The following is a 24,290-nucleotide window of genomic DNA, read 5'->3' on the forward strand; positions in this document are numbered from 1 at the left end:
GGAGCTGATACAGTTGAATCTAGGTGATAAAGTCAGATTTATCCGAAAATCAAATGAGCTTAATCAAAAAGAATTTTCGGTTAGGATTGGAGTCTCTCAAGGGACGCTGAGTGATATTGAACGCGGTGTTTGTCTCCCTTCATGCGAAACAATCATTGCACTCAGAAGTAAATTCAAATGCGACTTGAATTGGCTGCTTGCAGATGACGTTGAGTCGACTTCTGTTCAAACCAATGTATCAAATGAGGAATTGGAATTGCTCGACAGTATTCGAGCCCTCCCTACTCGAGAAAAAAATGAATTGTTTGAAATCATACATATAAAGCTAAGAAAAAATAAATATCCGTTTACGGATTAAAAAATCCGAAAAGTGTAATCATGGTAACATTACCGAAAAATGCGGGGTGTTACCTTTGGAAGAAGATAAGTTGGATATAGGAATCGTAACTCCAAGCGGAATCTGGTTTGATGGCAAAATTTATTCTTGCTCTTGGGCTGTTCGCCATCAATGGTTTAAGCAAGCGGAGCTCATTGGAGGCTGGCCGGTTTCTGTAAGAAGTCACGAGGAGCAAACAGATCAAATAGATGTCATATTGAATGATGGCAATTCTGTCGTATGTATACGGATAGATCACATACCTGTTCATACAGCGAAGCTCGAAGCGTATTATCTGGAGTTTCAAAGGTTAGTGACTTTAAGGAAACAGCGGCAGGCTGTGAAAGAAACCATTCCAGAGGATCAGAGACATTCGGATGAGCCTACTAACAACTGAGGTGAATGAATGGCCAAACGAAAAAGGCAACTAACCGAAGCGAAAATCGAGAAGATGATCAAGGAAGGCAGAGGTCAAGGCACAGGTAAAGACTATCTTCCTTGGCTCAAGATTCAGGACGTTCCATCGGAAGGGAGAGCAACTCGTGGCGTAGGCTGGACCACTGGTCGAAGACACGAGCTTCTTTCGGATATTGAGCGTGATTATTGTTATCTGCTTGACTATGCAGATGAGGTATCAGATATCCGTGAACAATACCCTTTATTGCCACTTGAGGAAACCTTGATGATTGCAGAGAAAATCGGAGTAAATCATCCGCAGGATCCTAAGACTGGCGTTCCTATCGTGATGACTACGGATTTCCTAATTACCTCTGGGGATAAGGATTGTGCAAGGACTGTGAAGCCTTTTAGTGAAATGGAAGATGAACGCACGATAGCCAAGTTTGAAATTGAGCGGGTCTATTGGGAAACGCGTCATATAGATTGGGGCATTATTATTGACCATGATTTACCGGATGTGCTGATTAGAAATATTGAGTGGGTCCATAAGGAGTACCATAACGAGGATGTATCTGATCTAGGTGTGTTTACTATTCGCAATTTAGAACAAATGCTCGCTACCCGTTTAGACGAAGGTGAGGCAATATCGAAGGCTTGTTTAGCTTGCGACGAACGATTAGGACTCGAAGTTGGAACATCTCTTGCATTGTTCCGTCATTTTGTCGCGCGTAAAAAGTGGTCTATAAATATGAATGAAAGAATCATTCCGACTCTCCCTGCGAAAGAGTTTAAGATAGCAACTCCTGAATATCGACTTGAAGCAAAAGGCGGGTGATTATAATGCAGGCTATTTATGAAAATACGGTCGTGGAATGGATATCGTCTGATTCAGAAGAACGTCATTTAGAACGTATATTATGGATTTCCCCTTCTAACGACGTGGTCTTCAGTATTGCAATGGAAGATGACAAGGCTTTCCCCATCATGAAAACATATCTCGAGTATGTTGCAGGTTTCGAAACGAATCTACTTAAGACAGTCGAATGGATAAATGGAAATATACCTTTATTGGATAAGGATATTAATGAAGAGTATCTGACCATTAGAGATAAAGCGTGGGACGTAATTAAAGACATCGTTATGGATGAACCGGGCTGCTTCGATAAGAATTTCCGAGGCTCACGAGTAAGAGAATCGCAGGAGCGAACCGGATTACATAAAAGTACGATTTACCGCTACCTACGAAGGTACTGGCAAGGTGGAAAGATGAAGAATGCTCTTCTGCCACACTTCAATAATAGTGGTAGTTATGGAACTGAGAGATCACCGGGAAATGTGAAGCGCGGTCGTCCGCGAAAGTTTGAAGATGAACCGGTAGGCATAAATATCGATGAAGAGACAAAACAATTATTACGATCGGGCATCCGACTGTTCTATAACAATAAGCAGAAGGCTCCTCTCAAACATGCGTTCCAAAAAACACTCGAAAAGTTCTTTGCTAACGGATTTCGACAAGATGGACAAGCGTTGGTGCCGATCCTTCCTCCCCATGAGAAGCTGCCGAGTTTTGGACAGTACAGGTACTGGTTTAAGAAAGAAATGAATTTAGAGGATACGCTCAAAAGCCGGCTCGGAGAAAAACGTTATGCATTAGATTATCGGCCTATTCTTGGAAGCTCCACGTTTGAAAGTTTTGGCCCAGGGTCTAGGTTTCAGATCGATGCGACCGTTGCAGATGTGTATTTGGTCAGTGAGTACCGCCGGGAGTGGATCATTGGTCGCCCGATAATTTATATCGTTATTGATGTCTTCAGTCGGTATATTGCAGGTATCTACATTGGACTTGAAGGTCCAAGCTGGATTGGTGCAATGATGGCTTTAGCGAATACGACAGCCGATAAGGTAAAGTTTTGTGCCCAATATGGGATAGATATCGAACCTGAAGAATGGGTTTCCAGTCATTTACCGCAGAAACTGACGGCAGATCGTGGGGAACTTGAAGGGGAGAAACCCAGTCACTTAATTGATGTGCTTGGTGTTGATGTGGAAAATGCCCCTCCGTATCGTGCCGACTGGAAAGGCATCGTTGAACAACAGTTCAGATTGGCGAACCTGCGGAGCATTCAATTCATTCCTGGAGCGATAAAAGAGCGCTATAGAGAACGTGGACAACGAGATTATCGTTTGGATGCAAAGTTAACGCTTCGAGAATTTACGAAAATTATGATTCAAACTGTCCTTTATCATAATAATGATCATCACATGCTGTGGTATGACCGGAATGAGTTTATGGTAGCTGACGAAGTATCTCCTATTCCAAGAGACTTGTGGCACTGGGGAATCATCAATCGCAACGGAAGGCTTAAGAAACAACCGGAGCATATCGTTAAGCTAAATCTAATGTATCAAGGTGAGGCAACAGTTACTGCTGCAGGTATTCATTTCAAGGGTATGCACTATAGTTGTGAATTGGCTATGCGTGAACAATGGTTTGTAAAGGCAAGAGCAGGCAAGACTTGGCGGGTAAAGATCTGCTACGATCCTCGATCAACGAATGAAATCTATTTATGGTTGGACGAAGGGCACCTTTTCGAGACTTGTATTCTACTAGAACGTGAAGAGCGATACCTCAATAAGAGAATTGAGGAAGTCGAAGATTTGCTCGAGATTGAGCGGTACCAAGGACGACATCAGGAAGTTAACAACATGCTATCCAAAATTGAGCTCGATGCACAAACTAAGGCTATCGTTGATGAGGCAACCAAGAAAACGGATGCAGCCATTCAGCAAAGCGAGGAAAGTAACAGTAAGCGTGTTAAAGGCACTAGACAGTGGCGTTCTAGCGAGAAAGCGTCTAATCGTGAACAAGAAGCATTCCAGTTATCTGAAAAAGTCTCGACACCAAGCAATCCAACAAACAACGTAGTTCCATTGAAACGCGACGACAAGGCAGAGACCAAACAAGCCTATGTTCCTCCAGCGGACAAGTTATCTAAAATAAAAGCTTATTTGCTTGAAGATGGTGATGATGAATGAGCGAATTTGATGTCCCGTTATTCCATTTCAGCCGCGGCGAGTTTGTAGAAGCCGATTACCAAGATCCGCTTCTTGAAGATTATCGAAATAACCCACTGCTCGAAGCTCTCCCACCGATTTGGGATGATAAGACGGTTGTGAACAAACTGGCATCCAAGCCAATCTTCAATGCCTCGGAGCGTGACCTTCCCGTTCATCTCCGATTGCACTGTGTTCAACGTATATCACGCGACTTCTTTCGACCATTATCCAGACATTTGGAGCTTCAGCAGAGCATTTCAAGGCTTATTCGTGACGGTTATGTAGGTCGTAACCCTCTGACTCCAAATTACGCTTTCAGAGCTCGCAAGGACGCCTATGAGCTCATTATTCAGGGCAATACAAGCGGTTACCCAGTGAATACTCCAACCTCTGCTGGATTTGCCTTAGTTGGCATATCTGGGATTGGTAAGTCCAGCAGTTTGTTGCGAATCCTGCAAATGTATCCACAAGTCATTCTGCACCGCAAATATAGAGGGCAGGATATGCCTGCTCCTTTTCAAATTGTTTGGTTGAAGATGGATTGCCCTCATGATGGATCCATAAGAGGGCTATGTCTAAACTTCTTGTTAGCAGTAGACAGCCTCGTTGGGACAAAATATTACAAGAAAAATGTAACTAAGAACCCGGATGAGTTACTTCCTCTGATGGCACAAGCTGCGGCAGTCCACTGCCTCGGGGTTCTTGTTATTGATGAAATTCAGAATCTTCAAGAAGCCAAGGATGACCGCGCTGCTCAAATGCTTAATTTCTTTGTTCAATTAGTGAATACCATTGGGCTGCCGGTTATTCTTGTCGGGACCTACAAAGCTCTTCCTGCATTGAACGGTGAGTTTCGTAATGCTAGACGGAATAGTGGTCAAGGAGATGTCACATGGCATCACTTCAAGAAAGATGAGGAATGGACCTGGTTGCTTCAGGGGGTGTGGAAGTACCAGTGGACGGACAAGAAGGTGGAGCTAGATCAAGAGTTCATTGATGTCATGTATGAAGAATCACAAGGCATATCGGATATTGCCATTAAGCTATTCATGCTAACGCAATGGAGAGCTTTGGATAAAGAACTCGAATCGGTTACACCGGGGCTAATTCGCTCCGTGGCAAAGGATCGCCTCACCTTGATTCGGCCAGCTTTAGAGGCTCTACGCTCAGGTAAGAAAGTTCAGATCCAGAAATTCGCTGATATTTATGACAGTGTTTCCATCGACGATTATTTGGATCGCATTGAAGCTGAACAAAGGCAAGCAGAGCGATTAGAAGTGATTCGAACAGAACTTGGCTATGACGTCACTGAACAGACGATAAACGAAGTCAGTGCATGGCTAATCGAGGCTGGTGTGACACAAGCAATAGCTTCTCAAGCTGCGGAAGAGGTAACGAAAATTCATCTTCATGAATTGGATGAAATCGATCTTCATAAAGAGGCACTTAAAGTGGCATTGCAGAAGCAAAGTGCTTTAGTGAATAACTCATCGCAGCAGCGTAGTAAGACGAAGCCAAAGGTCATACCGTCGAATCCAAGCGACTTGCGGCTCATTGTATCCCAAGGCCGAAAGAAGAAAATGTCTGCTTACGATTCGTTGAAGGCTGCGGATTATATTAAAAATCCAATGGAGTTTCTCGGATAGGTGATGAAAGCTGAGTAAATGGTGTGCACTTCCAATCCCATACCCTGACGAACTCTTGTACAGTGTGATCGCCAGGTATCACATTAGATCAAATAATACGAGTCCCAAATGGACACTTAGGGAAGTTTTCGGTACTGACAATGTCATCCCTACGATTGATCTTCCAAGCCATCTGGATGCATTGTCAAGAAGAAACGTAGTTCAGATTATGGCTGATGAATGGATTATGAAGCACACCTTTTATTCTTACTATGCCCCTTTCTTACCGGACTACCGAGCTACGCGCGTTAAGGCACTTATGAGAAGCATGGATGGATCAGGCATTCATGCTTTAATAGGCATAACAGCAAGCACGATTGATCGGACGGATCGATTGTGGTTTTGCCCTTCCTGTTACGAACAAGACATTCAACGTTATGGTGAGCCCTACTGGCATCGAGTTCATCAATTACCAGGTGTATATCTCTGTCCTCATCACCGGAGAGTTCTACATAAGCTAACGAGTCCATTGTCGGATAGACATGGTTTAAATGTTTTGCCGATATCTAGACATATGTTTCGTTCGATTGCTGTCATTGAAGATTTACCTGATAAACTAATTGATCGCCTGTCAGATATTGCTGAAGACATTCATTTATTCGTTCAGCAGGACAATCTGCCGGCATTATATGACGTAAGACAGGCTATCCTGCCACGATTAGCAGAGAAGGGTTATGTTACTGTATCTTCGCGTATCCGCCAACAGAAGCTTTGCGAGCAGCTTGTGCTATTCTATGGTCGAGAATTGTTAGATCTAATAGATAGTGACCCGACAGAAAGCAGATATTCGTGGTTAGAACAATCAACGAGAACAGCGCGGCGAGCTATTCATCCTTTACGTCAGTTGCTTCTCATTCGCTTTCTATATGGATCATTTCGTGAATTTCTTGTTCGCACGGACGGTACAAACGCTCCGTTCGGCAATGCACCTTGGCCCTGTCTAAATAAGGCAGCTGAACATTATAAGGAATTAGTTATTACGCAATGTGATATTACCCGTTGCTCAGATACAGGGCGACCTGTTGGCACCTTTGTATGTTCATGCGGATTCTCCTATTCTCGTCGTGGTCCTGATAAATCTGAGGCTGACAAGTACTACCGAGGAAGAATCAAGACTTTCGGCCCGATATGGTCAGATAAGCTAAAGCAGTACATGCAAGATGGGATTTCCTATCGCTCCGCTGCTGAGAGGCTTGGGGTGGATACGAATACGGTCATCAAGTATGCCAACGGTAATTTGCCTGAAAGAAGTGGTCCACTTAAACAAAAGCACGCTAAGAAGGCTACAGTAGCTCCTTCTTCGATCAATATAAGGAAGTCGCCTCGCATACGTGTTGACTGGGAGAAACGTGATTTGGAGCTAAGCTGGATGGTTGAACAGGTATGTAAGGCCATCTTGGCCGAAAGTAACGCCAAACCTGTTCGTATTACAATTACTTTGCTTGGCAAGAGAATCGGGAAGCTTAGCTGGCTAGAGAAGTATCAACGTAAGCTTCCAGTAACGATGAGTATTTTAACTTCGTATGTAGAATCTGTCTCCCAGTTTCGGATACGAAGAGTACGTTGGGCTGAGGAACGTTTGTCTGGAGAGTGGCCAATTAAACGATGGAAGCTGGAGAAGCTTGCAGGACTAAGACCTGACTATTCTCAGGAAGTATTAGACGAAATTAATCGATGCATCGGTCAAAGTCGACTATTGCAACCATTCACATCACCAGAGGAGACTTCTTCATGGCAACACTGACGTTGAGATCCTGGCCTTTTCCAGAGAATCACGAGGCAGAATTAGTCTGGTTTGGATCGCCGTTTATGGATCATAAGGGGAACTGGAGAATTCGTGTCGCATTCAAAACTTCAGCCGAAGGGATAAAGGTAGTATCTTACCCCTGGGGGACGATTCCTTATTTGCGTATTGGTCAAATCTATTCAAACGGGACTTATGACCAGATAACACCTATGAGCGGATCGGCATTCCACTTTACCATAGATGCTCTCAACCACGGCACTCTGACCAATGGTTTTAAGCTGCCTAAACGTTTGATTGACTTTGGTAAAGATCCTGAGCTCGGATTACAAAATATCATTCAGTATCAAGCGAATGGTCTCACATACTGTATACCGGTAATTGAATTGATTAGAGCTCTATTTATTAATTCGAGGTACTTAGCCTACTATTTGCTCCAACCTCATGGCTTGGATTTGTTAATCGATAATAGCTATTCATTGGGGGGAACATTGTATTTCGACTTGAGCAATCGAGTTCCAGCCAAATTGGCTACAGACAGCAACGTTCGTCACCTCTCATGGATTTACACGGACCCGATGATTCGGTCCTTGTGGGATTCCGTTTATCAGAGCATGTTCAGTCATGCAGTTAAAAGTTCACCCTATAATCCAACCGCTACCTTGAAGAAAGGTGTTCCCCTAAAGATCGATCTTCCGCCTTTAGGCCCTATAGAAATGCATACACGCGGTGTGCAATACATTGATTACGTGCTGGTAAAAGAGATCATTGCCATAGGCGGATTTCAGCACCCATCAAATGAAATTCTCTTTTGGCATCCCTCTAAGAAACGTCGTGAATGGAGCTCGGATGACAAGACCATTCGTATGATTCCTGGTTCTAAAAACACTGACTATGTGCTGAGCGATCAAAGTGACAACGCTAAGGAGGATTCGAATCAAGATATACTGGAAACTTCCCCTACAATAATGCGATTCGCCAATTATCCTGTAGTTGAGACTCGTCGATCAAGTGTAAGACAATCGAATACAGGAAATGAAGTCATCGTGTCGACTGGACGCGGGGGAAAACATGCAGCTGCTGCATCTGAAGAAGTCAGTACCCAGGATTCCATGGTTGGCGGGGATACCCCACCTATCGACTTCCAGACACTCGAGACGATTCCAGCCTCCGATGCAATCGGTCTTGAACCATTTTTTCAGATGATTGAATTGCTGAGGGAGACGTTCCCAGTGAAAGTAAGGATGTCAGTGGTAAGAATACCGCCTGGTAAGCGATTCTCTGTTTGCATGAACGGCGCACGCAGAACATGTGCCATTGTTCAGGTGACTAATGGGACCTCGACATCCTATATTGTCGAAGTGGCAAGACCGGATGATTGGTCGATCTCTACACTTATTCTCCGTCCAAGAAATCAATTATCATTTAGGGTGATCGAGCGAAACATAAAGCAGCTTCTAGATGGATTGGTTCAAAAAGGTGGACATTGGGATCAGTCAGTTCTTAACCAAAGCGATACCATGAATATTGAAAAACTAAAGCATTATCAAATTGATACAATTCGCGAGTGGGCTTCTAGACTCGCAGGTAAGTTAATGACGTAAAGAACCGATATCAGTCGGTTCTTTATTTTTAGTATTTGAATACTTGATTTTGTTGTGGTATTATTTAGGTGTAAGTTCCTAGGGCTAGAGGGTGATACATTGATTGAAACGTTCTGGAATATTTGTCTACTTCACGATATAGTTACCCGGGATCAATTGCTTCGAGAAGCAGTCCGGGTTGTTCAAACAAGAAAGTCGCTCGAGCTGCAAGGAGCAACACATACATCGATTCTAGAACCGGATATGCTGTTCCAGTGGATGAAGCAGAATGCTGGTGAGCGTGAGTTCGGACACTTCCCCGGTGATCGAGATTTGTTTTATAGGTTGTATCAAGTGGGCAAGGATATGGACTTGTTAGATTATGCCGTACAGACGATACAGCAAGACCGTGTTACAGGTGGCATTGTCGTTCATACGAGCATTGTCGACAGATTTAAAGACATGTGTGAACGCAACCTCTACCGAACGCTGTTAATAGCAGAAGTGGAGAAATACTTGCGGGGTTTGGCGGAAACTCGATTATTCAAAAAATTATTTACGATTACGCTGCTGACCGAAAGTTACATTATCGCCAAGCTGCTGAAGACTTATTTCGAAGCTTATCCGAATGTTCATATCATTCAGGGATCGATTTATCAGGCGTTACCTCTGTCCGAGAAGTATGAGGCCATCTTAACCATTCCGAACTTCGGATTAAAGATGGATGATGTTGAAGATGCGACTATTAGAGATTCGGAAGGTGTGGCAGTTAACCACTTACTTCCCCTGTTACGAGACACAGGGAGAATAAGTGTGACCTTCCCTCCAAGGATGATGTTTCAATCGGGGAGCATAGCAAAGTGGCGCGAACTGACGAATGAATCTTACCCTGTCCAATCCGTACATATGCTGCCCGATGGATTGTTTCGACCCTATACATCGGTCAAGACGTATCAGGTTGAATTTGGGAGATCGCCTACAGAGCAAGTGTTAATAAGTCGATTACAGCTACAAAAGATGTCCTTGGAAACTGAACGAGAAATTTCGATTCATGCCGAAGCATTTGCGCAACTTGAGAACTGGCGAGTCGACATGTTGCTTGATGAAGATCAAGATACACTCCGTTCCTTCCAACAGGCGCCTGTTTCTAAGGTTAAGTTACGGGATGTTGCAGATATATTCCGGGGAAAGTCGGTTCTCAAGCAAGACCTTAGAGCTGGAAACATTAAGGTTCTTAATATCTCCAACATTGAAGACGGCGAAGTGAAACTGGATCAGCTGGAGACAATTGACGAAGAAGAACGGAAGGTCAAGCGCTATGAAATCCTTCCCGGTGATCTAGTTATGGCTTGTCGTGGTACGGTGAATAAACTCGCCATCTTTCCAGAAGCAGAAGGTACGGTGATTGCTTCTGCAAATATAATCGTCATTCGATTCAAGGTATCCATTATTAGCGGATTTGCAAAGATATTTCTGGAAAGCCCGGTTGGAGCGACACTGATCCAGAGCTTCCAGCGAGGTACAACGGTTATGAATTTGAATCCCTCAGACGTGGGGGAACTTGAACTACCTCTCCTTCCTCACGAAGAGCAGATGAATCGAGTGAATAGTTATAACGAGGAGAAGGAACTGTTTAAACAAGCGATTCGTGAGGCAACTGATCGCTGGGAGCAAGTGAAAAATAAACTTTATAGTGAACTCTACTGAGGAGGACCTTGGCAATGGCAACAGCGAACTTAGGTTTTGAAGAAAAATTATGGAGTATGGCTGATAAGCTACGTGGTAGCATGGATGCTGCGGAGTATAAGCACGTCGTGTTAGGCCTGCTATTCCTGAAATATGTGTCGGATGCATTTGAAGAGAAATATGAAGCACTGAAGAATGAGCCCTACGCCGATCCGGAAGATCGGGATGAGTATGTAGCCACGAACATCTTCTGGGTGCCGAAGGATGCTCGATGGAGCCACATCAAGAACAATGCTAAGAAGCCTGAAATCGGTCAAATCATTGACCAAGCAATGATCGACATCGAGAAGGAGAATACTTCGCTAAAAGGTGTTCTGCCTAAGGATTATGCAAGGCCTGCCCTAGATAAAACACGTCTTGGTGAAGTAATTGACTTGTTCTCGTTCAAGGTTGGAGATGAAGACAGTCGCTCCAAGGACGTGCTTGGTCGAGTCTATGAATACTTCCTTAGCAAGTTTGCTAGCGCTGAGGGTAAGAACGGCGGCGAGTTCTATACGCCGAACAGTGTTGTCCGTTTGCTTGTTGAGATGATTGAGCCATTTAAGGGTCGGGTCTATGACCCTTGCTGCGGTTCTGGCGGTATGTTCGTTCAGAGCGAGAAGTTCGTCGAAGAGCATCAAGGTAAGCTTGGAGATATCGCAGTATATGGCCAAGAGTCGAATCCGACGACTTGGAAGCTTTGCAAAATGAACCTGGCAATACGTGGAATTGACAGTAACTTGGGCGAACATCATGCGGATACCTTCCATAATGATCTTCATAAGAACTTAAAGGCTGATTACATACTGGCCAATCCTCCGTTTAACATTAGTGACTGGGGCGGCGATAGGTTAACGGAAGACGCACGTTGGACTTATGGTATTCCGCCAGCAGGCAATGCGAACTATGCTTGGATTCAGCACATGGTGAACAAGCTGGCTCCGAACGGTGTAGCAGGTTTCGTCTTGGCGAACGGCTCGATGTCAACGAGTACAACGGCTGAATTGGACATTCGGAGTAAACTGGTTAATGCGGATTTGGTTGATTGCATTGTTACGTTGCCAGGGCAGTTGTTCTACTCAACGCAAATCCCTGTCTGCTTATGGTTTATGGCGAAGAATAAGGCGCCAAAGGGACTCCGTGACCGTCGTGGAGAAATTCTGTTCATTGATGCCCGCAAAATCGGCCAGTTGGTCGATCGTACGCATCGTGAGCTGACTTCAGAAGACATCAAGAAGATAGCTACTACGTACCATGCTTGGCGCGGGCATGCTGAAGATAGAGCATATGAAGATGTGAAAGGCTTCTGTAAAGCAGCAAAGTTTGCTGAAGTGCAAGAGCATGAATATATATTAACACCAGGAAGATATGTTGGGATTGAGGATATCGAAGAAGACAGCGAGCTGTTTGAGGACAAGATGACACGGCTGACATCGGAACTGGCGGAACAATTCGTGAAATCGCACAACCTGGAAGTTGAGATTCGCAAGCGGCTTGGAGGGATAGGTTTTGAATTCTGATTGGGGAAGATTTAAAGTATCTGAATTAATAGCTGATAAAATTCTGGTGATTGGTGATGGATATAGAGCTAAGAACTCAGAGTTGTCTGTGTCAGGTATACCATTTGCGCGTGCCGGAAATATCAACAATGGATTTCAATTCAAAGCCGCTGATTATTTCCCCATTGATCAGCTTGAAAAAGTTGGTGAGAAGATCAGTCGACCAGGAGATGTAGTATTCACATCAAAAGGAACAGTCGGAAGATTCGCATTTGTAAAACAGGGTACTCAGAAATTTGTTTATTCACCGCAACTCTGTTTCTGGAGAAGCTTGAACTCTGAAAAATTACATCCTCGATTTCTATATTATTGGATGCAAAGTAGAGATTTTGAAGCTCAGGTTAATGCAGTTAAAGGTCAAACAGATATGGCTGACTATGTTAGCCTTAAAGACCAGAGACGTATGAATATTACAATTCCTGAAATTGAAGAACAAGTTCGGATTTCTAAAGTGTTGTCATGTATTGATGACAAAATCGAACTTAATAACGCAATCAATAAAAACCTTGAAGAAATGGCCAAAGCCCTTTTCAAACGCTGGTTTGTGGATTTTGAGTTCCCGAATGATAACGGTGAGCCGTATAAGTCCAGCGGCGGCGAGTTTGAGGACAGTGAATTGGGATTGATTCCGAAGGGGTGGGAAGTTAAGGAGCTTTCCGAACTCATTGAGATAAATAAGGGTCTATCTTACAAAAGCATGTATCTAACTGAAAAAGATGACCCTGAAGGTTTTCCAATGGTTAGCTTGTCTAATTTTAATTTCGGTGCCGGATTTAAACACGATAAAACAAAATTCTACAAGGGTCCATATAAAGAATCTCATTGTGTTTCACACGGTGATATTGTTATTGCCGCTACTGACGTCACTCAGGATAGAAAAATGTTAGGTAGTCCAGCAATTGTCCCCAATATTTTAAACAGAATGATATTTAGTTTGGATGTATTCAAAGTCAAAACTACTAGCGAAAAATTATTTTATTACTATCATCTTCAAACAAATGATTACCGAGGTAGGGTTGAAGGGAGCGCTACCGGTACAACAGTCACTCGAATTTCAAGCGATGTTATTTTAAAACATAAAATCGCATATCCCCCTATTCATATAAGGGAGGAATTTGAAAATATCGCCTCTACCATAAATAAGAAAGTAGAGGAATTGGAATCAGAAAAACAGAAATTACAAAATTTAAGAGATCTTCTCATTCCCAAACTCATGTCTGGAGAGATTCGTATTCCTGTCGAATAACACTAAGGAGGTGCATCCATGGCCCAGTACACCATATCCTACACTGAAAGCGACCTCGAACAAGCCGCTCTGGAATGGTTTGAAGAACTGAATTACAACAAAGCCTACGGTCCCGAGATTTCACCTGAAGGGGAATACCCGGAAAGACAATTCTATCAGGACGTTATTCTGAAAGAACGCCTACGTGAAGCGCTTATTCGCATCAACAAACATTTGCCACGTGAGGCCATTGAGGAAGCAATTCGTATCATCGAAGTGCCTCGTAGCCCGAGCTTGATGATCAACAACAAAGCGTTCCAGAGAATGATCACGGACGGCATTGATGTTCAGTATCGGAATGCCAATGGCGATTACCCGACCGAAAAAGTCTGGTTGTTTGACACGAATCCGGACCGCGTGGATAATAACGATTTTCTAGTTGTGAATCAGTTTACGGTCATTGAGAACCAAGTGGATAAGCGCCCGGATGTAGTGGTGTTCGTCAATGGCCTTCCGATTGCGGTGCTGGAACTGAAGAGCGCCTCCAATGAAGAAGTGGGAATCAGTGATGCATACAATCAGGTGCAGACCTATAAAAAGGCGATCTCGTCCCTATTCACGTACAACTCCTTCATGGTCATCAGTGACGGTGTAAATGCCAGAGTTGGAACGCTTACGGCTGACGAGGAACGGTTCATGATGTGGCGGACCATTGATGGCGAGGATGTGGCCTCCTCCTCGCTGCCTCAGCTAGAAGTGCTGATTAAGGGCATGTTTGAGAAAAGTCGTCTTTTGGACATCATCAAGCATTTTGTGCTGTTTCAGACAGATGGCGAACGTCTATTCAAAATATTAGCCGGTTACCATCAGTACCATGCCACCAATAAAGCGATTGCCGCTACGGAAAGAGCGACACTAGAGGAAGGCGACCGTAAGATAGGAGTTATCTGGCATACGCAAGGCTCGGGCAAGAGCCTTTCCATGGTCTTTTACGCCGGGAAACTGGTTTTGACACTCGATAATCCGACGATTGTCGTCGTAACAGACCGCAACGATCTCGACGATCAATTGTATGCTACTTTTAGCAAGTCGAAAGATTTGCTCCGTCAAACCCCGCAACATGCCGAGGACCGTGCTCACTTAAAGCAGCTTCTTTCGGTGGAGGCAGGTGGAATTATTTTTACAACGGTTCATAAGTTCACGCCTGAAGAAGGCGAATCCAAGTATCCTGTGCTTACGGATCGTCGGAATGTCATCGTGATGGCTGACGAAGCACATCGCAGTCAATACGGCTTTCAAGCCGAGATGGTCGCTTCGGATGATGAAGCAAACATCAAGTACGGCTATGCGAAATATATGCGTGATGCATTGCCGAACGCTTCTTACATTGGGTATACCGGAACGCCGGTTGAGTTGACGGATAAGAATACCCCGGCTGTTTTCGGTGACTATATCGACATCTATGATATGACTCGGGCCGTTGAAGATGGTACGACCGTCAAGATTTATTATGAGAGTCGTATCGCGCGGTTGGAGCTATCGGATAATGAGCGTCCAGTTATCGATGAAGAGTACGAAGAGATTACTGAGTATCAAGAGCATACCCAGCAAGAGAAGCTCAAGTCCAGATGGGCACGTCTAGAAGCGCTTGCTGGTGCAGAGAAACGGATCAAAAAGGTCGCCAAGGATATGGTTGACCATTATGAGCAGCACAAAGGAGCAGTGTTCGGCAAAGCGATGATTGTCGTTATGTCGAGACGTATTGCCATCGATCTCTACAAAGAGATTATTGCACTTCGTCCGGACTGGCATAGTGACGATGACAATGAAGGTAAAATCAAAATCGTCATGACTGGAAGCTCAAGCGACCCTGCTGAATGGCAGCCTTATATCGGGACAAAGCGGCGTCGGGAACATCTGGCCAAGCGAATGAAGGACTTGAACGATCCTCTGGAGATCGTCATTGTGCGTGATATGTGGTTAACCGGGTTTGACGTACCAAGCATGAACACAATGTACATTGATAAGCCAATGAAGGGTCATAACCTGATGCAGGCTATTGCTCGTGTCAACCGCGTATTCCGTGACAAGCCTGGCGGCCTCATTGTGGACTATATAGGCATCGCGGACATGTTGAAGTCGGCACTCCAGCAATACACGGAAAATGATCGCAAGACTGCAGGGATTGATACCGATCAAGCTGTCGATTTTATGCTGGAGCGGATCCAACTCATTCGCGAACAGTTGCATGGGCACGACTTTTCGAAATTTGACTCGGAAAAAGCTTCTGAGCGAATGAAGGCGATCGTCGAGACGGTGGATTACGTACTTGGACTCGGCGATCAAGGTAAACGCAATTTCGTCAATTGGACGACGGAGCTGGCGAAGGCCTATGCACTTTGCGCCACGACGGAAGCGGCTGAATCGGTCAACTTGGAAATCAGCTTTTACAAGGCTGTAAAATCAGGTATCGTCAAAATCATCACGACTGAAAACAAGAAGAAAACGACAAACGAGCTGGATGCGGAATTGAACCAGTTGATTTCTAAGTCGGTCATGTCCGATGAGGTCGTCGATATTCTCGAAGCTGTTGGATTACAGAAGCCGAACATCGCGATTTTGTCGAATGAGTTCCTTGAGCATGTTCGGGGATTGAAGCAGAAGAACCTCGCTGTCGAATTGCTGAGAAGGCTCCTTCAGGGCAAAGTAAAGGCTGTATCTCGCACCAGCGTTGTACAGTCAAAGAAATTCTCAGAGATGCTTGAAGAAGCTATTCGTAAATACAATAATCGTACTATTGAGACAACGCAGGTAATTGAAGAACTGATCCAGATGGCCAAGGAGATGAATGCTGCCGTCAAGCGTGGCGAAGACCTCGGGCTTATCAAGGAGGAAGTTGCCTTTTATGACGCGTTGGCTTCCAATGAGGCTGCAAAAGAGCTAATGGGAGATTTAGTTCTTAAGCAGATCGCTCACGAGTTGACCCAGGCTATCAAGAACAATATCAAGGTAGACTGGACTCTGCGTGAGAATGTACGGGCTCAGATGCGGATTACGGTAAAAAGACTGTTGAAGAAATACGGGTATCCGCCTGATCTTGAAAAGATGGCAATTGATTTGGTGCTTCAACAGGCGGAGTTAATGGCGCAGGCAGAGACAGAAGAATTTAAATACTAACAGACATCAGGCGTAGCTAAAATTACTTTTATTTAGCTGCGCCTTTGTTTCTAATTAAGATAGTTAGATACTTATTGATAAACGAGAGGTGTTTTAATTGCGAGCATTTATTGTTGATCCGTCTATCACACTAGGGAACGACGATCAGGCGTGTAAATTTTATCAGTTCTGTCTTTTTGAGTTGTCGAAACATTCCGATACAAAGCCAATTCAAAACGATATAATGCTCCATCAATCAATGGCTCAACCAACAGATAAAGACATAATTATTTTTTTTAATCGCGTGGATAATGATTATTCCGCAGCGTTTGTGACATTTCTCAACGAGGCAGTTCATGCCGGCGCCAAATTTTATCCGATTGCGATTACTTCCGCCCATCGTGTACCACCAAAGTGTATACCTGACCCGCAAAGCTATGATGTTAAAGATGCTCTTGAACGCAGAAAACTAACTAGTGTGCAACTGGAGACAATTGCAATTGCTGTAGCTAGAGATGCTGTTTCAATCTTACAACCTACGTTAACAAGAAGAAACATGAATCTATTTTTAAGTCACCGTAGATCCGATGGTGAAGCAATTGCAGGTGGGTTCTATGATGCATTATGTCTAAGGGCTCAAAACCGTTTTCGAGATTTAAGCGATATTCTTGTTGGGGAAAACGCACAAGAAGTTATTGAAAATAATCTTCGTAAGAGTGATGCCGTAATTTTTCTGGACACGCCTCAGAGTGGTGATTCTCCATGGATTGAGTTAGAACTTAAAATGGCTTTATCTATGAATTTGCCCATTGTTTGGGTCAAACTCGGTGAAGCAACAAATAGAGTGAATTTGAGAATAAAACCAGCTGATGCACCCCATTTTTCAGAGCCTACAGTAGATTTGGGCTTGCGACAAGTCGAACAAAATTTAGTTGACTCTGTTATTCATAAAGCATTTGAAATATCACGTGACAAGGCCATGAGTATTTTTGGGAATTTGCAAAGAATGCGTGAGTTAAATCGAGAGGGGAAAATAACTCTCGAAACCATCAGTGAGCAATTCTACATGTATCAGGTTAATATTCCTAGGAAAGGTTTTCGCTATTTTCAACGACCGATGACGCATCTAGTTAGCTTCTATGGAAGAATTCCTAAGGAAGATGACCGGGCTATATTTAACAATTCCATTCTTGAACAAGGTTATTCTAAACATCCGCGATTAGGTCATGTTTATGATGCTGCTATAATGCTTGCTCCGATGGCATCACAAAACAATCAGGATTTAGTTGATGACCCTCATTTTGTGGATTCTTGTGATGAGTATGTATCAAGCTTAGAACTTTATTCTAGAGGCCAACAACCATCATTCAATCAGAAAAAGGCAGTTATTGTATCTGGAGCATTTCCAGACTGTGAGCCTGAGTACCAACAGGCTTTATGGAATGGGCTTTGTGCTTTTATACAAGCCATACTTGATAGAAACGGTACTGTTATTTTTGGAGCTCATCCAACCTTCCAGCAAGTCATATTTGATATTGCCAAGCTAAGACGGCCTAATGATTTTACTCAAGCAATTCATATGTTTATCTCAAAACACTTTGTTACCCAGGCAACTATAGATGAGGCATCTTCTCATTCAACGGTAACAGGTGTAGATCATGTGGAAAGTGATCGTGGAAAGAGTTTAACAGCGATGAGGAAAGCAATGATTAGTCATGAAAATGCTGCATGTATGATCGTATTAGGGGGTAAAACTCAAAGACCAGGTATTCCACCAGGTGTTGATGAGGAAATTGAGTTAGCAAGATCTCGAAATCTTCCAGTATTTCTAATTGGATCAGTCGGGGGAAGAGCAGCAGAAATTGCAACAGGATTTCAAGACTCAGGATGGCAGAACAAGCCTAATCATTTATCTGTAGAGTTTAATCAAGAGTTAATGGTTAGCCCCGATTATGCGTTTCTCGCAAATAAATTGCTTGATGCCTTAGGCTTCTAATAAAATCCATAAATATTTCATAGGAGTGATGAAGATGGGAAGAAAAATTTTTATCTCATATAAATATTCAGATAGCAGTGTTTATCCTCTCAATGGTAACTATTCTACGACAGTAAGACATTACGTAGATGAGTTGCAAAGTAAGTTAAAAGAAGAAGATCACATTAACAAAGGTGAGGCTGATGGTGAGGATCTAAGTGATTTTAAGGAAGATACAATATGGACAAGCTTGAAGGATAAGATTTTTGATAGCAGCATTACCCTTGTGTTTATTTCGAAAAATATGAAGTCGATTATTACTAGCGAAGAAGACCAGTGGATACCGTGGGAGATTTCATATTCACTGAAAGAGCTTACGAGAAGCGGTAAAACAAGCGGGACTAATGCATTACTGGCGGTTGTTTTACCAGACCAATTCAACAGTTATGAGTATTTTATTCAGGATAATACTTGTCCCTATTGTAATTGCAGGACACTGAAAACCAATACCTTATTTACAATATTAAGAGAAAATATGTTTAATATTAAGTCACCTACTTACAATGATTGCAGCAACCATAGTGAGGGTAACAGAATATACACAGGAGAGTCCTCGTACATTCGTTCTGTTAAGTGGTCTGATTTTATTAATAATATCGATAAATATCTTCAAATAGCATATAACATTAATGAAAATATAGACCAATATAACATCCGAAAAAGTGTTTGAAACTTACTCGTAATTAGGGGAATCGCAAGTATGTCTGGTATAGCCCAAAGAAAGTACGTTGGTGAAACAATGCGAATCAATAAGACTTTAAGTCAAATATTGAGACGTTTATCTGATGTATTACCTTATAACTACAGTGCTGAAACGCTGTTAGAGTTATTTCAAGATCTGTATCCTAGAGAGTGGATGGAATTAGATCAACGTTATCATCAATATAAAGAGAAAGATGCATTTTTATTAAAGAACGGTAAGAAGATCAGATACAAGCCTGATCCACCTAGAGAACATTTTCTTAATTTGCCTAAAGTCAAACACATGCTATCTAAAGGTGTGATTGCCAAGCACAAGGCTAACTTCGATAAGAATGGTTATCAACAAAGGCTCGATAATTATAAGGCCAAGAGGCAAAGTGCTATTCAAGTTAGGAATGAAAAGATTGCTAAAGCTAATGAACTTATTCAAAACGTTGAACCACTTTATATTGATGCCTTTATTGCTGCATATCACAAAAAAGGCATAAGTATAGACGGGAAGTTGGAGATATTTAAAGAACTACAGAAATATAAATCACGAAAAGTTATTGAGTTTTTTTACAAGCTCAATGATAGTGAACGGAATAACCAAATTAGGGATATGGCGTTTAAGCATTTACAATCGACAGGAAGCTACGTTAAATTAAGAAAACACTACAAAGGAAAGAAAAAAGAATATATGACAGAGAGAAGTCAGTTTTTCATGACTCCTCTCGATTTATTAAACAGAATTGAAAATAACAATATACAAAACAAAAAGGTTTATGATGTATTTATTTCTCACAGCTACAAGGACTCAAATATAATTAAAAAGCTTATTAGAGCATTTAATAAACATTCTCTCAACATATACTGTGATTGGACAAGTGACAGTGACTTCCTGAAGAGAGAACTTGTAAGTGAATATACTAAAGTAATATTAAAAAAGCGATTAGAGCAATCTAAGAATGTAGTCTTTGTTAGAACCAATAACTCATTGGAATCTGAGTGGGTCAAATTTGAATTAGATTATTCTAAAGAAATAGGGAAAACAATATTTTGTATTGATTTTAATAGTAAAGGTTCGGAAGAAGAAATGAATTATCTTTATTATGATGCTGTGAATGAGACGATTGCATGGATGGTTTCTATTTGAGGGGGAGCAGAGGAATATATGGCCGTATTTGTTAGTTTTGCAAAAGAAGATCAATCATTTGCTGAGCGCCTTTCCGCTGAATTGGTTAAAAAGCAGGTTATAGTTTTTTTTGATCAATGGGAACTCAAAGTCGGCAATAAACTGACGGACAGGTTAACTAAAGAAATAAACGAAGCGGAATTTATTTGTATTATCCTGTCAAAAGCATCAGTTGAGGTTTTAAAATCGGAAGACCAAAGATGGTTTAAACGTGAATTTGAATTAGCATTAGAATTAGAGAAAAACGTTGGTAATGATATTATTATCCCGATTATAATAGACGATTGTGAAATCCCTACTGAATTACAGGATAAGGTCAGGTCTAATTTTAATATTAAAGGTTTTGATGAGGGAATAAAGGAAATATTACTTGCCGTATCCAGTTCAATAAAAGCAACCACTTATAGGCAAGCACGGGAAGACAGAAACTTTGTATATGACTGGGCTATAGATTGGTACATAAACAAAGAAAAAAAGTTAGAGATTTCTTTGGATGTGGTTGAGTTTTCAAGAGAATTTGAATGGTCCATTTTAACAAAAGTCAGTATTACTTCAAATAGCGCTGCTTCATATCATTTTAAACAAAGATCCAAAAAAGGATTAGGTGAAATTGTAGTATACACAATACTAGGATTCTTGGCTCAACATTTAGGTGATGAGTCTTTGTTACTTTCCGATAATAAGCCTTCTAAGAAAAAAGTTGATATAGAAGATCCTCGAATGAAATACAAATTTCACATTGAGATTACTTCAAGAAAACTCGGGAAAGATACTGGAAGAGATTTTCTAATTCATACTGGTAATTATTATGAACAGATATTCGGGTATCTAACTAATAACAATGTGACTTTGTAATAAAGCGAAATAATAAATACATATAAGGTCGTGAAACGATGAAATTGCGAGATAATGGCTTAGATTCTTTTAAGAAAGCGATCAAGAAGTTGCAACAGATCAGTGAAGTTAGTGCTGTTGATTATGAATATGAGGTAAAAGATATCATCATTTCGCTTCATCATTCAATTGAAACGTTATTTAAGTACATGATACAGGAGAAAAACCCACTTCTTATCTATGAAGATATTCCGGGCTACTGCAAGGCTGTAAATGAAGGAAAACCTACAACAAAAATCGGAACGATCAAATTTTTGGATGCCGTTCACATGTTTACAACGATTCATAGCCGTATATTCAGTTCGAGGGAATATTGGTACTTTACTTACATTAATGAGCTTCGTAATAATATTACACATTTTGAAATCGATTTTAATGACAATGAAGTTGAGCATATGCTAGCTAAGTTCCTACCAATTCTATATGGGATATATACTGTTCATGTAGATGGTTTTAGTCAATACAGCAAAGTGAATAGTTTGGATCTATCTATTGGCAAAATTACAGAACAAGCAGACATCTGGGGAATAAAAGTGTTAGGCCGCTATCATGCAAAAGAAGAGTCAGCGGATCAAAAAATTGTGGAACTTGCTTCGGACCCGACTCGTATCCGAGCAGTATTTGATTCCAAACAAAGAAACATTGATTATGTGGTATGCCATAAATGTGGAAAAGATACCTTCATGGAGACGGGTGTCATTCTAATTGATGGCGTACAGAAAATCAACTACGGTTCATGCTTATACTGCCAGATCAACCTGGATAAAGAAGATGCCTTTTTTTCCTTACAGACCTTTGGGGGGTACGGGAATATAGATATTGTTAACGCCATTAAAGAGATCGCTCCGTCGCTATTATCAAACGATGAAGAAATGCTACCTTACTTTTCTACCGATGATTTGGACAATCTTCGAGGACTTTTTGACGTATACGGGCTTGAAATATCCAAAATTATACATCAGCATTTGAACAGCTTTCTTTCTATACTGGGTAATGAAGAAGCTAAATTCTACTTTGAGGGGAAGCAGATTGACATCGAGGAGTGGGATGAACTATTTCGTGAAGGTGATACATCGCCTGTATTTAATATCGATGAATCAGATTTTTCCGAAACTGGTGAAGAAAAGATAAGAATGCTGATGGATAACATCAATACCGTGACCGGAGGTAATGTTCATAATATTGGGGCCATACAGCCTTACATGGAATCCTTTTATTTTGATCACGAATATACAGACTATTTTGTTGATGTTACTGATGTTCATACTTTCTCGTGCGAAGTTAACGTTACGGTGGAACTATCTGTTGGTAATTATGATTATACTCATGAAACCATATAGATCAATGTATCAGCATTTTCATTTGGATTCTCCGTCAAATCGAATAGATAGGGTTCAAATTATTTACTGCGCGTTATCCTGCTCGCTTGATGTGTCAGTCTAATACTTTATTTTTTCAAAATTAAATTGATACAGAGTAGCTTTCTTTGGCAGTCTAAAACTTATTTTTCAAAAGCTGACGATTTTCAAACTCAAGAACCGCGTCAAATCAACAACTCCAGTCTAATACTTTATTTTCTTAGAACAAACAAAGCTTATAAAGTATGACTGCAAGCCGAGCTGATTTCAGGTATTTACTCCTGATTTCACTCGGCTTTTTCTTTTCTCCGCGATTAACTGAATTAATTTCATAACTCACAAGCCTTGATGTAGCTGGATATATTAGGCACATCCCCTATGCCGCAGATTCGACACGAGCCACATTTATTCCCCTCCTGCGTCGTCGTAGGTCCAGTAGAGTTGGGGTTAGCAGTGATTTGTAACGTGTGTTATGATTACGTGGAGTATAGAAACCGCGAACTGTATTCAAGCAGATTCATCTATTGCACGGGTTATTGTGAGGGTCGATTAATGAACGAAGAAGGAGAAGCTTCCATGTATGAGTTAACACATATTCAGGCCCAGAGCATTGTCGATCGAATGATGAAAGACATTCCCTATAATATTAACATTATGGATCGAACTGGCATGATCATCGGAAGTGGAAATAAAGATAGAATCGGCACGCTGCACCATGGTGCAGTACAAGCCATACAAAAACGAAGGATCGTGGAAATTTTTGAAGATGAGGAATTCGTAAAGAAGGGAATTAACTTACCAATTGAGCTGAATGGCAACATTATTGGAGTAGTAGGAATCAGCGGTGAAGTAGAGGTAACGAGACCCTTCGGTAACATTCTGAAGTCAGCCGTGATTTTGTTAATCGACAATAGCATCGCTTTGGAAAAGAAGAACGTTCAAAAAAATCTCAAGCTAGAGTTTTTTACCCAAGTCATCAATGTGGAAACTGCTTATACGCAGGAAATGATCGATCAGGCGTTGATCTATGGTATTCAGTTGACGAGACCTTTCCAGATCATTTACGTGGAATCTCCCACAGAGATTGACGAGCATATTGCCATAAGTGTCCCCTTTTTCCAAATGACGCAGACTTCACTTTGTATCGTCGTTCAGGTAGCAGATCAGATTGAGGATCTTCAACAGACGCTAGAAAAGCACTATCCCAACACGTTGATATCGATGAGTAATTGGAATGATAAGATTGCCGATGGGCTTGCGCAGGCCAAGTCGGCGATGCGCGTGCTGAAGGGGGTCTACACGAACCAAAAGCATATATCCTACGCGAACTGTGATTTAATCGTTGACATGTTGAAATCATTTAAAAATGATGTCAGATTAGAGCGCCTAGCCCATGTGCTTGAACAAAATTATGAATTAATCAAAACGCTACAGATTTATATTAATTGCAATCTTAACCTAAATGAAACTGCCAGTAAACTGATGATCCACAGGAACACGTTAAACTATCGATTAAACAAAATCCATCAAGTTACGGGCAAAGATCCCAAAAATGCCATGGAGCTCATGGAACTCATCTTGATGCTGATTAACCGAGTAGAATAAATGAGGACGGCCG

The 24,290-nt window shown here is 41.9% G+C and carries 17 protein-coding genes; all 17 read left to right on the forward strand.

Annotation, left to right across the window (positions count from 1 at the left end):
• The first annotated feature begins 13 nt into the window (after nt 1-13).
• The 17 genes from KJS42_RS18055 (at nt 14) to KJS42_RS18135 (ending at nt 24,277) form a co-directional block, all read left to right on the forward strand.
• Nucleotides 14-358, forward strand: coding sequence for a helix-turn-helix domain-containing protein (locus KJS42_RS18055; protein ID WP_213623671.1), 345 nt, complete (start codon nt 14-16; stop codon nt 356-358).
• A gap of 55 nt (nt 359-413) precedes the next feature.
• A complete protein-coding gene (locus KJS42_RS18060) occupies nt 414-773 on the forward strand; it encodes a hypothetical protein (RefSeq protein WP_213623672.1) in 360 nt (119 codons plus the stop codon).
• A 9-nt stretch (nt 774-782) separates the two neighbouring features.
• Nucleotides 783-1,610 (forward strand): TnsA endonuclease N-terminal domain-containing protein, encoded by an 828-nt coding sequence (locus tag KJS42_RS18065; protein ID WP_213623673.1) that lies wholly within the window; start codon nt 783-785, stop codon nt 1,608-1,610.
• A 5-nt stretch (nt 1,611-1,615) separates the two neighbouring features.
• Entirely contained in the window at nt 1,616-3,811 is a 2,196-nt protein-coding gene (locus KJS42_RS18070; RefSeq protein ID WP_244868542.1) for a Mu transposase C-terminal domain-containing protein, read from the forward strand.
• On the forward strand, nt 3,808-5,478 hold the full coding sequence (locus tag KJS42_RS18075; RefSeq protein WP_213623674.1) for an ATP-binding protein: 1,671 nt from the start codon (nt 3,808-3,810) through the stop codon (nt 5,476-5,478). The genes KJS42_RS18070 and KJS42_RS18075 overlap by 4 nt, the downstream gene beginning before the upstream one ends.
• Before the next feature lie 34 nt (nt 5,479-5,512).
• Nucleotides 5,513-7,261 (forward strand): TnsD family Tn7-like transposition protein, encoded by a 1,749-nt coding sequence (locus KJS42_RS18080; RefSeq protein WP_280516416.1) that lies wholly within the window; start codon nt 5,513-5,515, stop codon nt 7,259-7,261.
• The gene (locus KJS42_RS18085) at nt 7,249-8,865 is read left to right on the forward strand and encodes a Tn7-like element transposition protein TnsE (protein WP_213623676.1); all 1,617 of its coding nucleotides are present in this window, start codon (nt 7,249-7,251) and stop codon (nt 8,863-8,865) included. The genes KJS42_RS18080 and KJS42_RS18085 overlap by 13 nt, the downstream gene beginning before the upstream one ends.
• A 99-nt stretch (nt 8,866-8,964) precedes the next feature.
• The gene (locus tag KJS42_RS23225) at nt 8,965-10,551 is read left to right on the forward strand and encodes a restriction endonuclease subunit S (RefSeq protein WP_244868543.1); all 1,587 of its coding nucleotides are present in this window, start codon (nt 8,965-8,967) and stop codon (nt 10,549-10,551) included.
• A gap of 14 nt (nt 10,552-10,565) precedes the next feature.
• On the forward strand, nt 10,566-12,089 hold the full coding sequence (locus tag KJS42_RS18095; protein ID WP_213623677.1) for a class I SAM-dependent DNA methyltransferase: 1,524 nt from the start codon (nt 10,566-10,568) through the stop codon (nt 12,087-12,089).
• Nucleotides 12,079-13,374: a restriction endonuclease subunit S gene (locus KJS42_RS18100; RefSeq protein ID WP_213623678.1), complete on the forward strand. Its 1,296-nt coding sequence runs from the start codon at nt 12,079-12,081 to the stop codon at nt 13,372-13,374. Before KJS42_RS18095 ends, KJS42_RS18100 begins: the two co-directional genes overlap by 11 nt.
• An 18-nt stretch (nt 13,375-13,392) precedes the next feature.
• Nucleotides 13,393-16,530 (forward strand): type I restriction endonuclease subunit R, encoded by a 3,138-nt coding sequence (locus KJS42_RS18105; RefSeq protein WP_213623679.1) that lies wholly within the window; start codon nt 13,393-13,395, stop codon nt 16,528-16,530.
• Between the two features lie 97 nt (nt 16,531-16,627).
• The gene (locus KJS42_RS18110) at nt 16,628-18,505 is read left to right on the forward strand and encodes an SLOG domain-containing protein (protein ID WP_213623680.1); all 1,878 of its coding nucleotides are present in this window, start codon (nt 16,628-16,630) and stop codon (nt 18,503-18,505) included.
• Between the two features lie 34 nt (nt 18,506-18,539).
• Complete coding sequence (locus KJS42_RS18115; protein ID WP_213623681.1) at nt 18,540-19,214, forward strand: TIR domain-containing protein; 675 nt, start codon at nt 18,540-18,542, stop codon at nt 19,212-19,214.
• A 30-nt stretch (nt 19,215-19,244) separates the two neighbouring features.
• The gene (locus tag KJS42_RS18120; protein WP_213623682.1) at nt 19,245-20,381 is read left to right on the forward strand and encodes a toll/interleukin-1 receptor domain-containing protein; all 1,137 of its coding nucleotides are present in this window, start codon (nt 19,245-19,247) and stop codon (nt 20,379-20,381) included.
• Between the two features lie 18 nt (nt 20,382-20,399).
• Nucleotides 20,400-21,275, forward strand: a complete 876-nt coding sequence (locus KJS42_RS18125; RefSeq protein ID WP_213623683.1) for a toll/interleukin-1 receptor domain-containing protein — start codon at nt 20,400-20,402, stop codon at nt 21,273-21,275.
• A gap of 38 nt (nt 21,276-21,313) precedes the next feature.
• Nucleotides 21,314-22,654 (forward strand): hypothetical protein, encoded by a 1,341-nt coding sequence (locus tag KJS42_RS18130; RefSeq protein WP_213623684.1) that lies wholly within the window; start codon nt 21,314-21,316, stop codon nt 22,652-22,654.
• A gap of 570 nt (nt 22,655-23,224) precedes the next feature.
• Nucleotides 23,225-24,277, forward strand: coding sequence for a CdaR family transcriptional regulator (locus KJS42_RS18135; RefSeq protein ID WP_244868544.1), 1,053 nt, complete (start codon nt 23,225-23,227; stop codon nt 24,275-24,277).
• Nucleotides 24,278-24,290 lie beyond the last annotated feature (13 nt).

Source organism: Paenibacillus sp. J53TS2, assembly GCF_018403305.1.
GTDB lineage: Bacteria > Bacillota > Bacilli > Paenibacillales > Paenibacillaceae > Fontibacillus > Fontibacillus rhizolycopersici.

Excerpts from the sequence above, each read along its gene's own strand:
- KJS42_RS18065 (WP_213623673.1), top strand. The coding sequence starts at position 783 with ATGGCCAAACGAAAAAGGCAACTAACCGAAGCGAAAATCGAGAAGATG.
- KJS42_RS18070 (WP_244868542.1), top strand. The coding sequence starts at position 1,616 with ATGCAGGCTATTTATGAAAATACGGTCGTGGAATGGATATCGTCTGAT.
- KJS42_RS18075 (WP_213623674.1), top strand. The coding sequence starts at position 3,808 with ATGAGCGAATTTGATGTCCCGTTATTCCATTTCAGCCGCGGCGAGTTT.
- KJS42_RS18085 (WP_213623676.1), top strand. The coding sequence starts at position 7,249 with ATGGCAACACTGACGTTGAGATCCTGGCCTTTTCCAGAGAATCACGAG.
- KJS42_RS18095 (WP_213623677.1), top strand. The coding sequence starts at position 10,566 with ATGGCAACAGCGAACTTAGGTTTTGAAGAAAAATTATGGAGTATGGCT.
- KJS42_RS18105 (WP_213623679.1), top strand. The coding sequence starts at position 13,393 with ATGGCCCAGTACACCATATCCTACACTGAAAGCGACCTCGAACAAGCC.
- KJS42_RS18115 (WP_213623681.1), top strand. The coding sequence starts at position 18,540 with ATGGGAAGAAAAATTTTTATCTCATATAAATATTCAGATAGCAGTGTT.
- KJS42_RS18120 (WP_213623682.1), top strand. The coding sequence starts at position 19,245 with ATGTCTGGTATAGCCCAAAGAAAGTACGTTGGTGAAACAATGCGAATC.
- KJS42_RS18125 (WP_213623683.1), top strand. The coding sequence starts at position 20,400 with ATGGCCGTATTTGTTAGTTTTGCAAAAGAAGATCAATCATTTGCTGAG.
- KJS42_RS18130 (WP_213623684.1), top strand. The coding sequence starts at position 21,314 with ATGAAATTGCGAGATAATGGCTTAGATTCTTTTAAGAAAGCGATCAAG.
- KJS42_RS18135 (WP_244868544.1), top strand. The coding sequence starts at position 23,225 with ATGAACGAAGAAGGAGAAGCTTCCATGTATGAGTTAACACATATTCAG.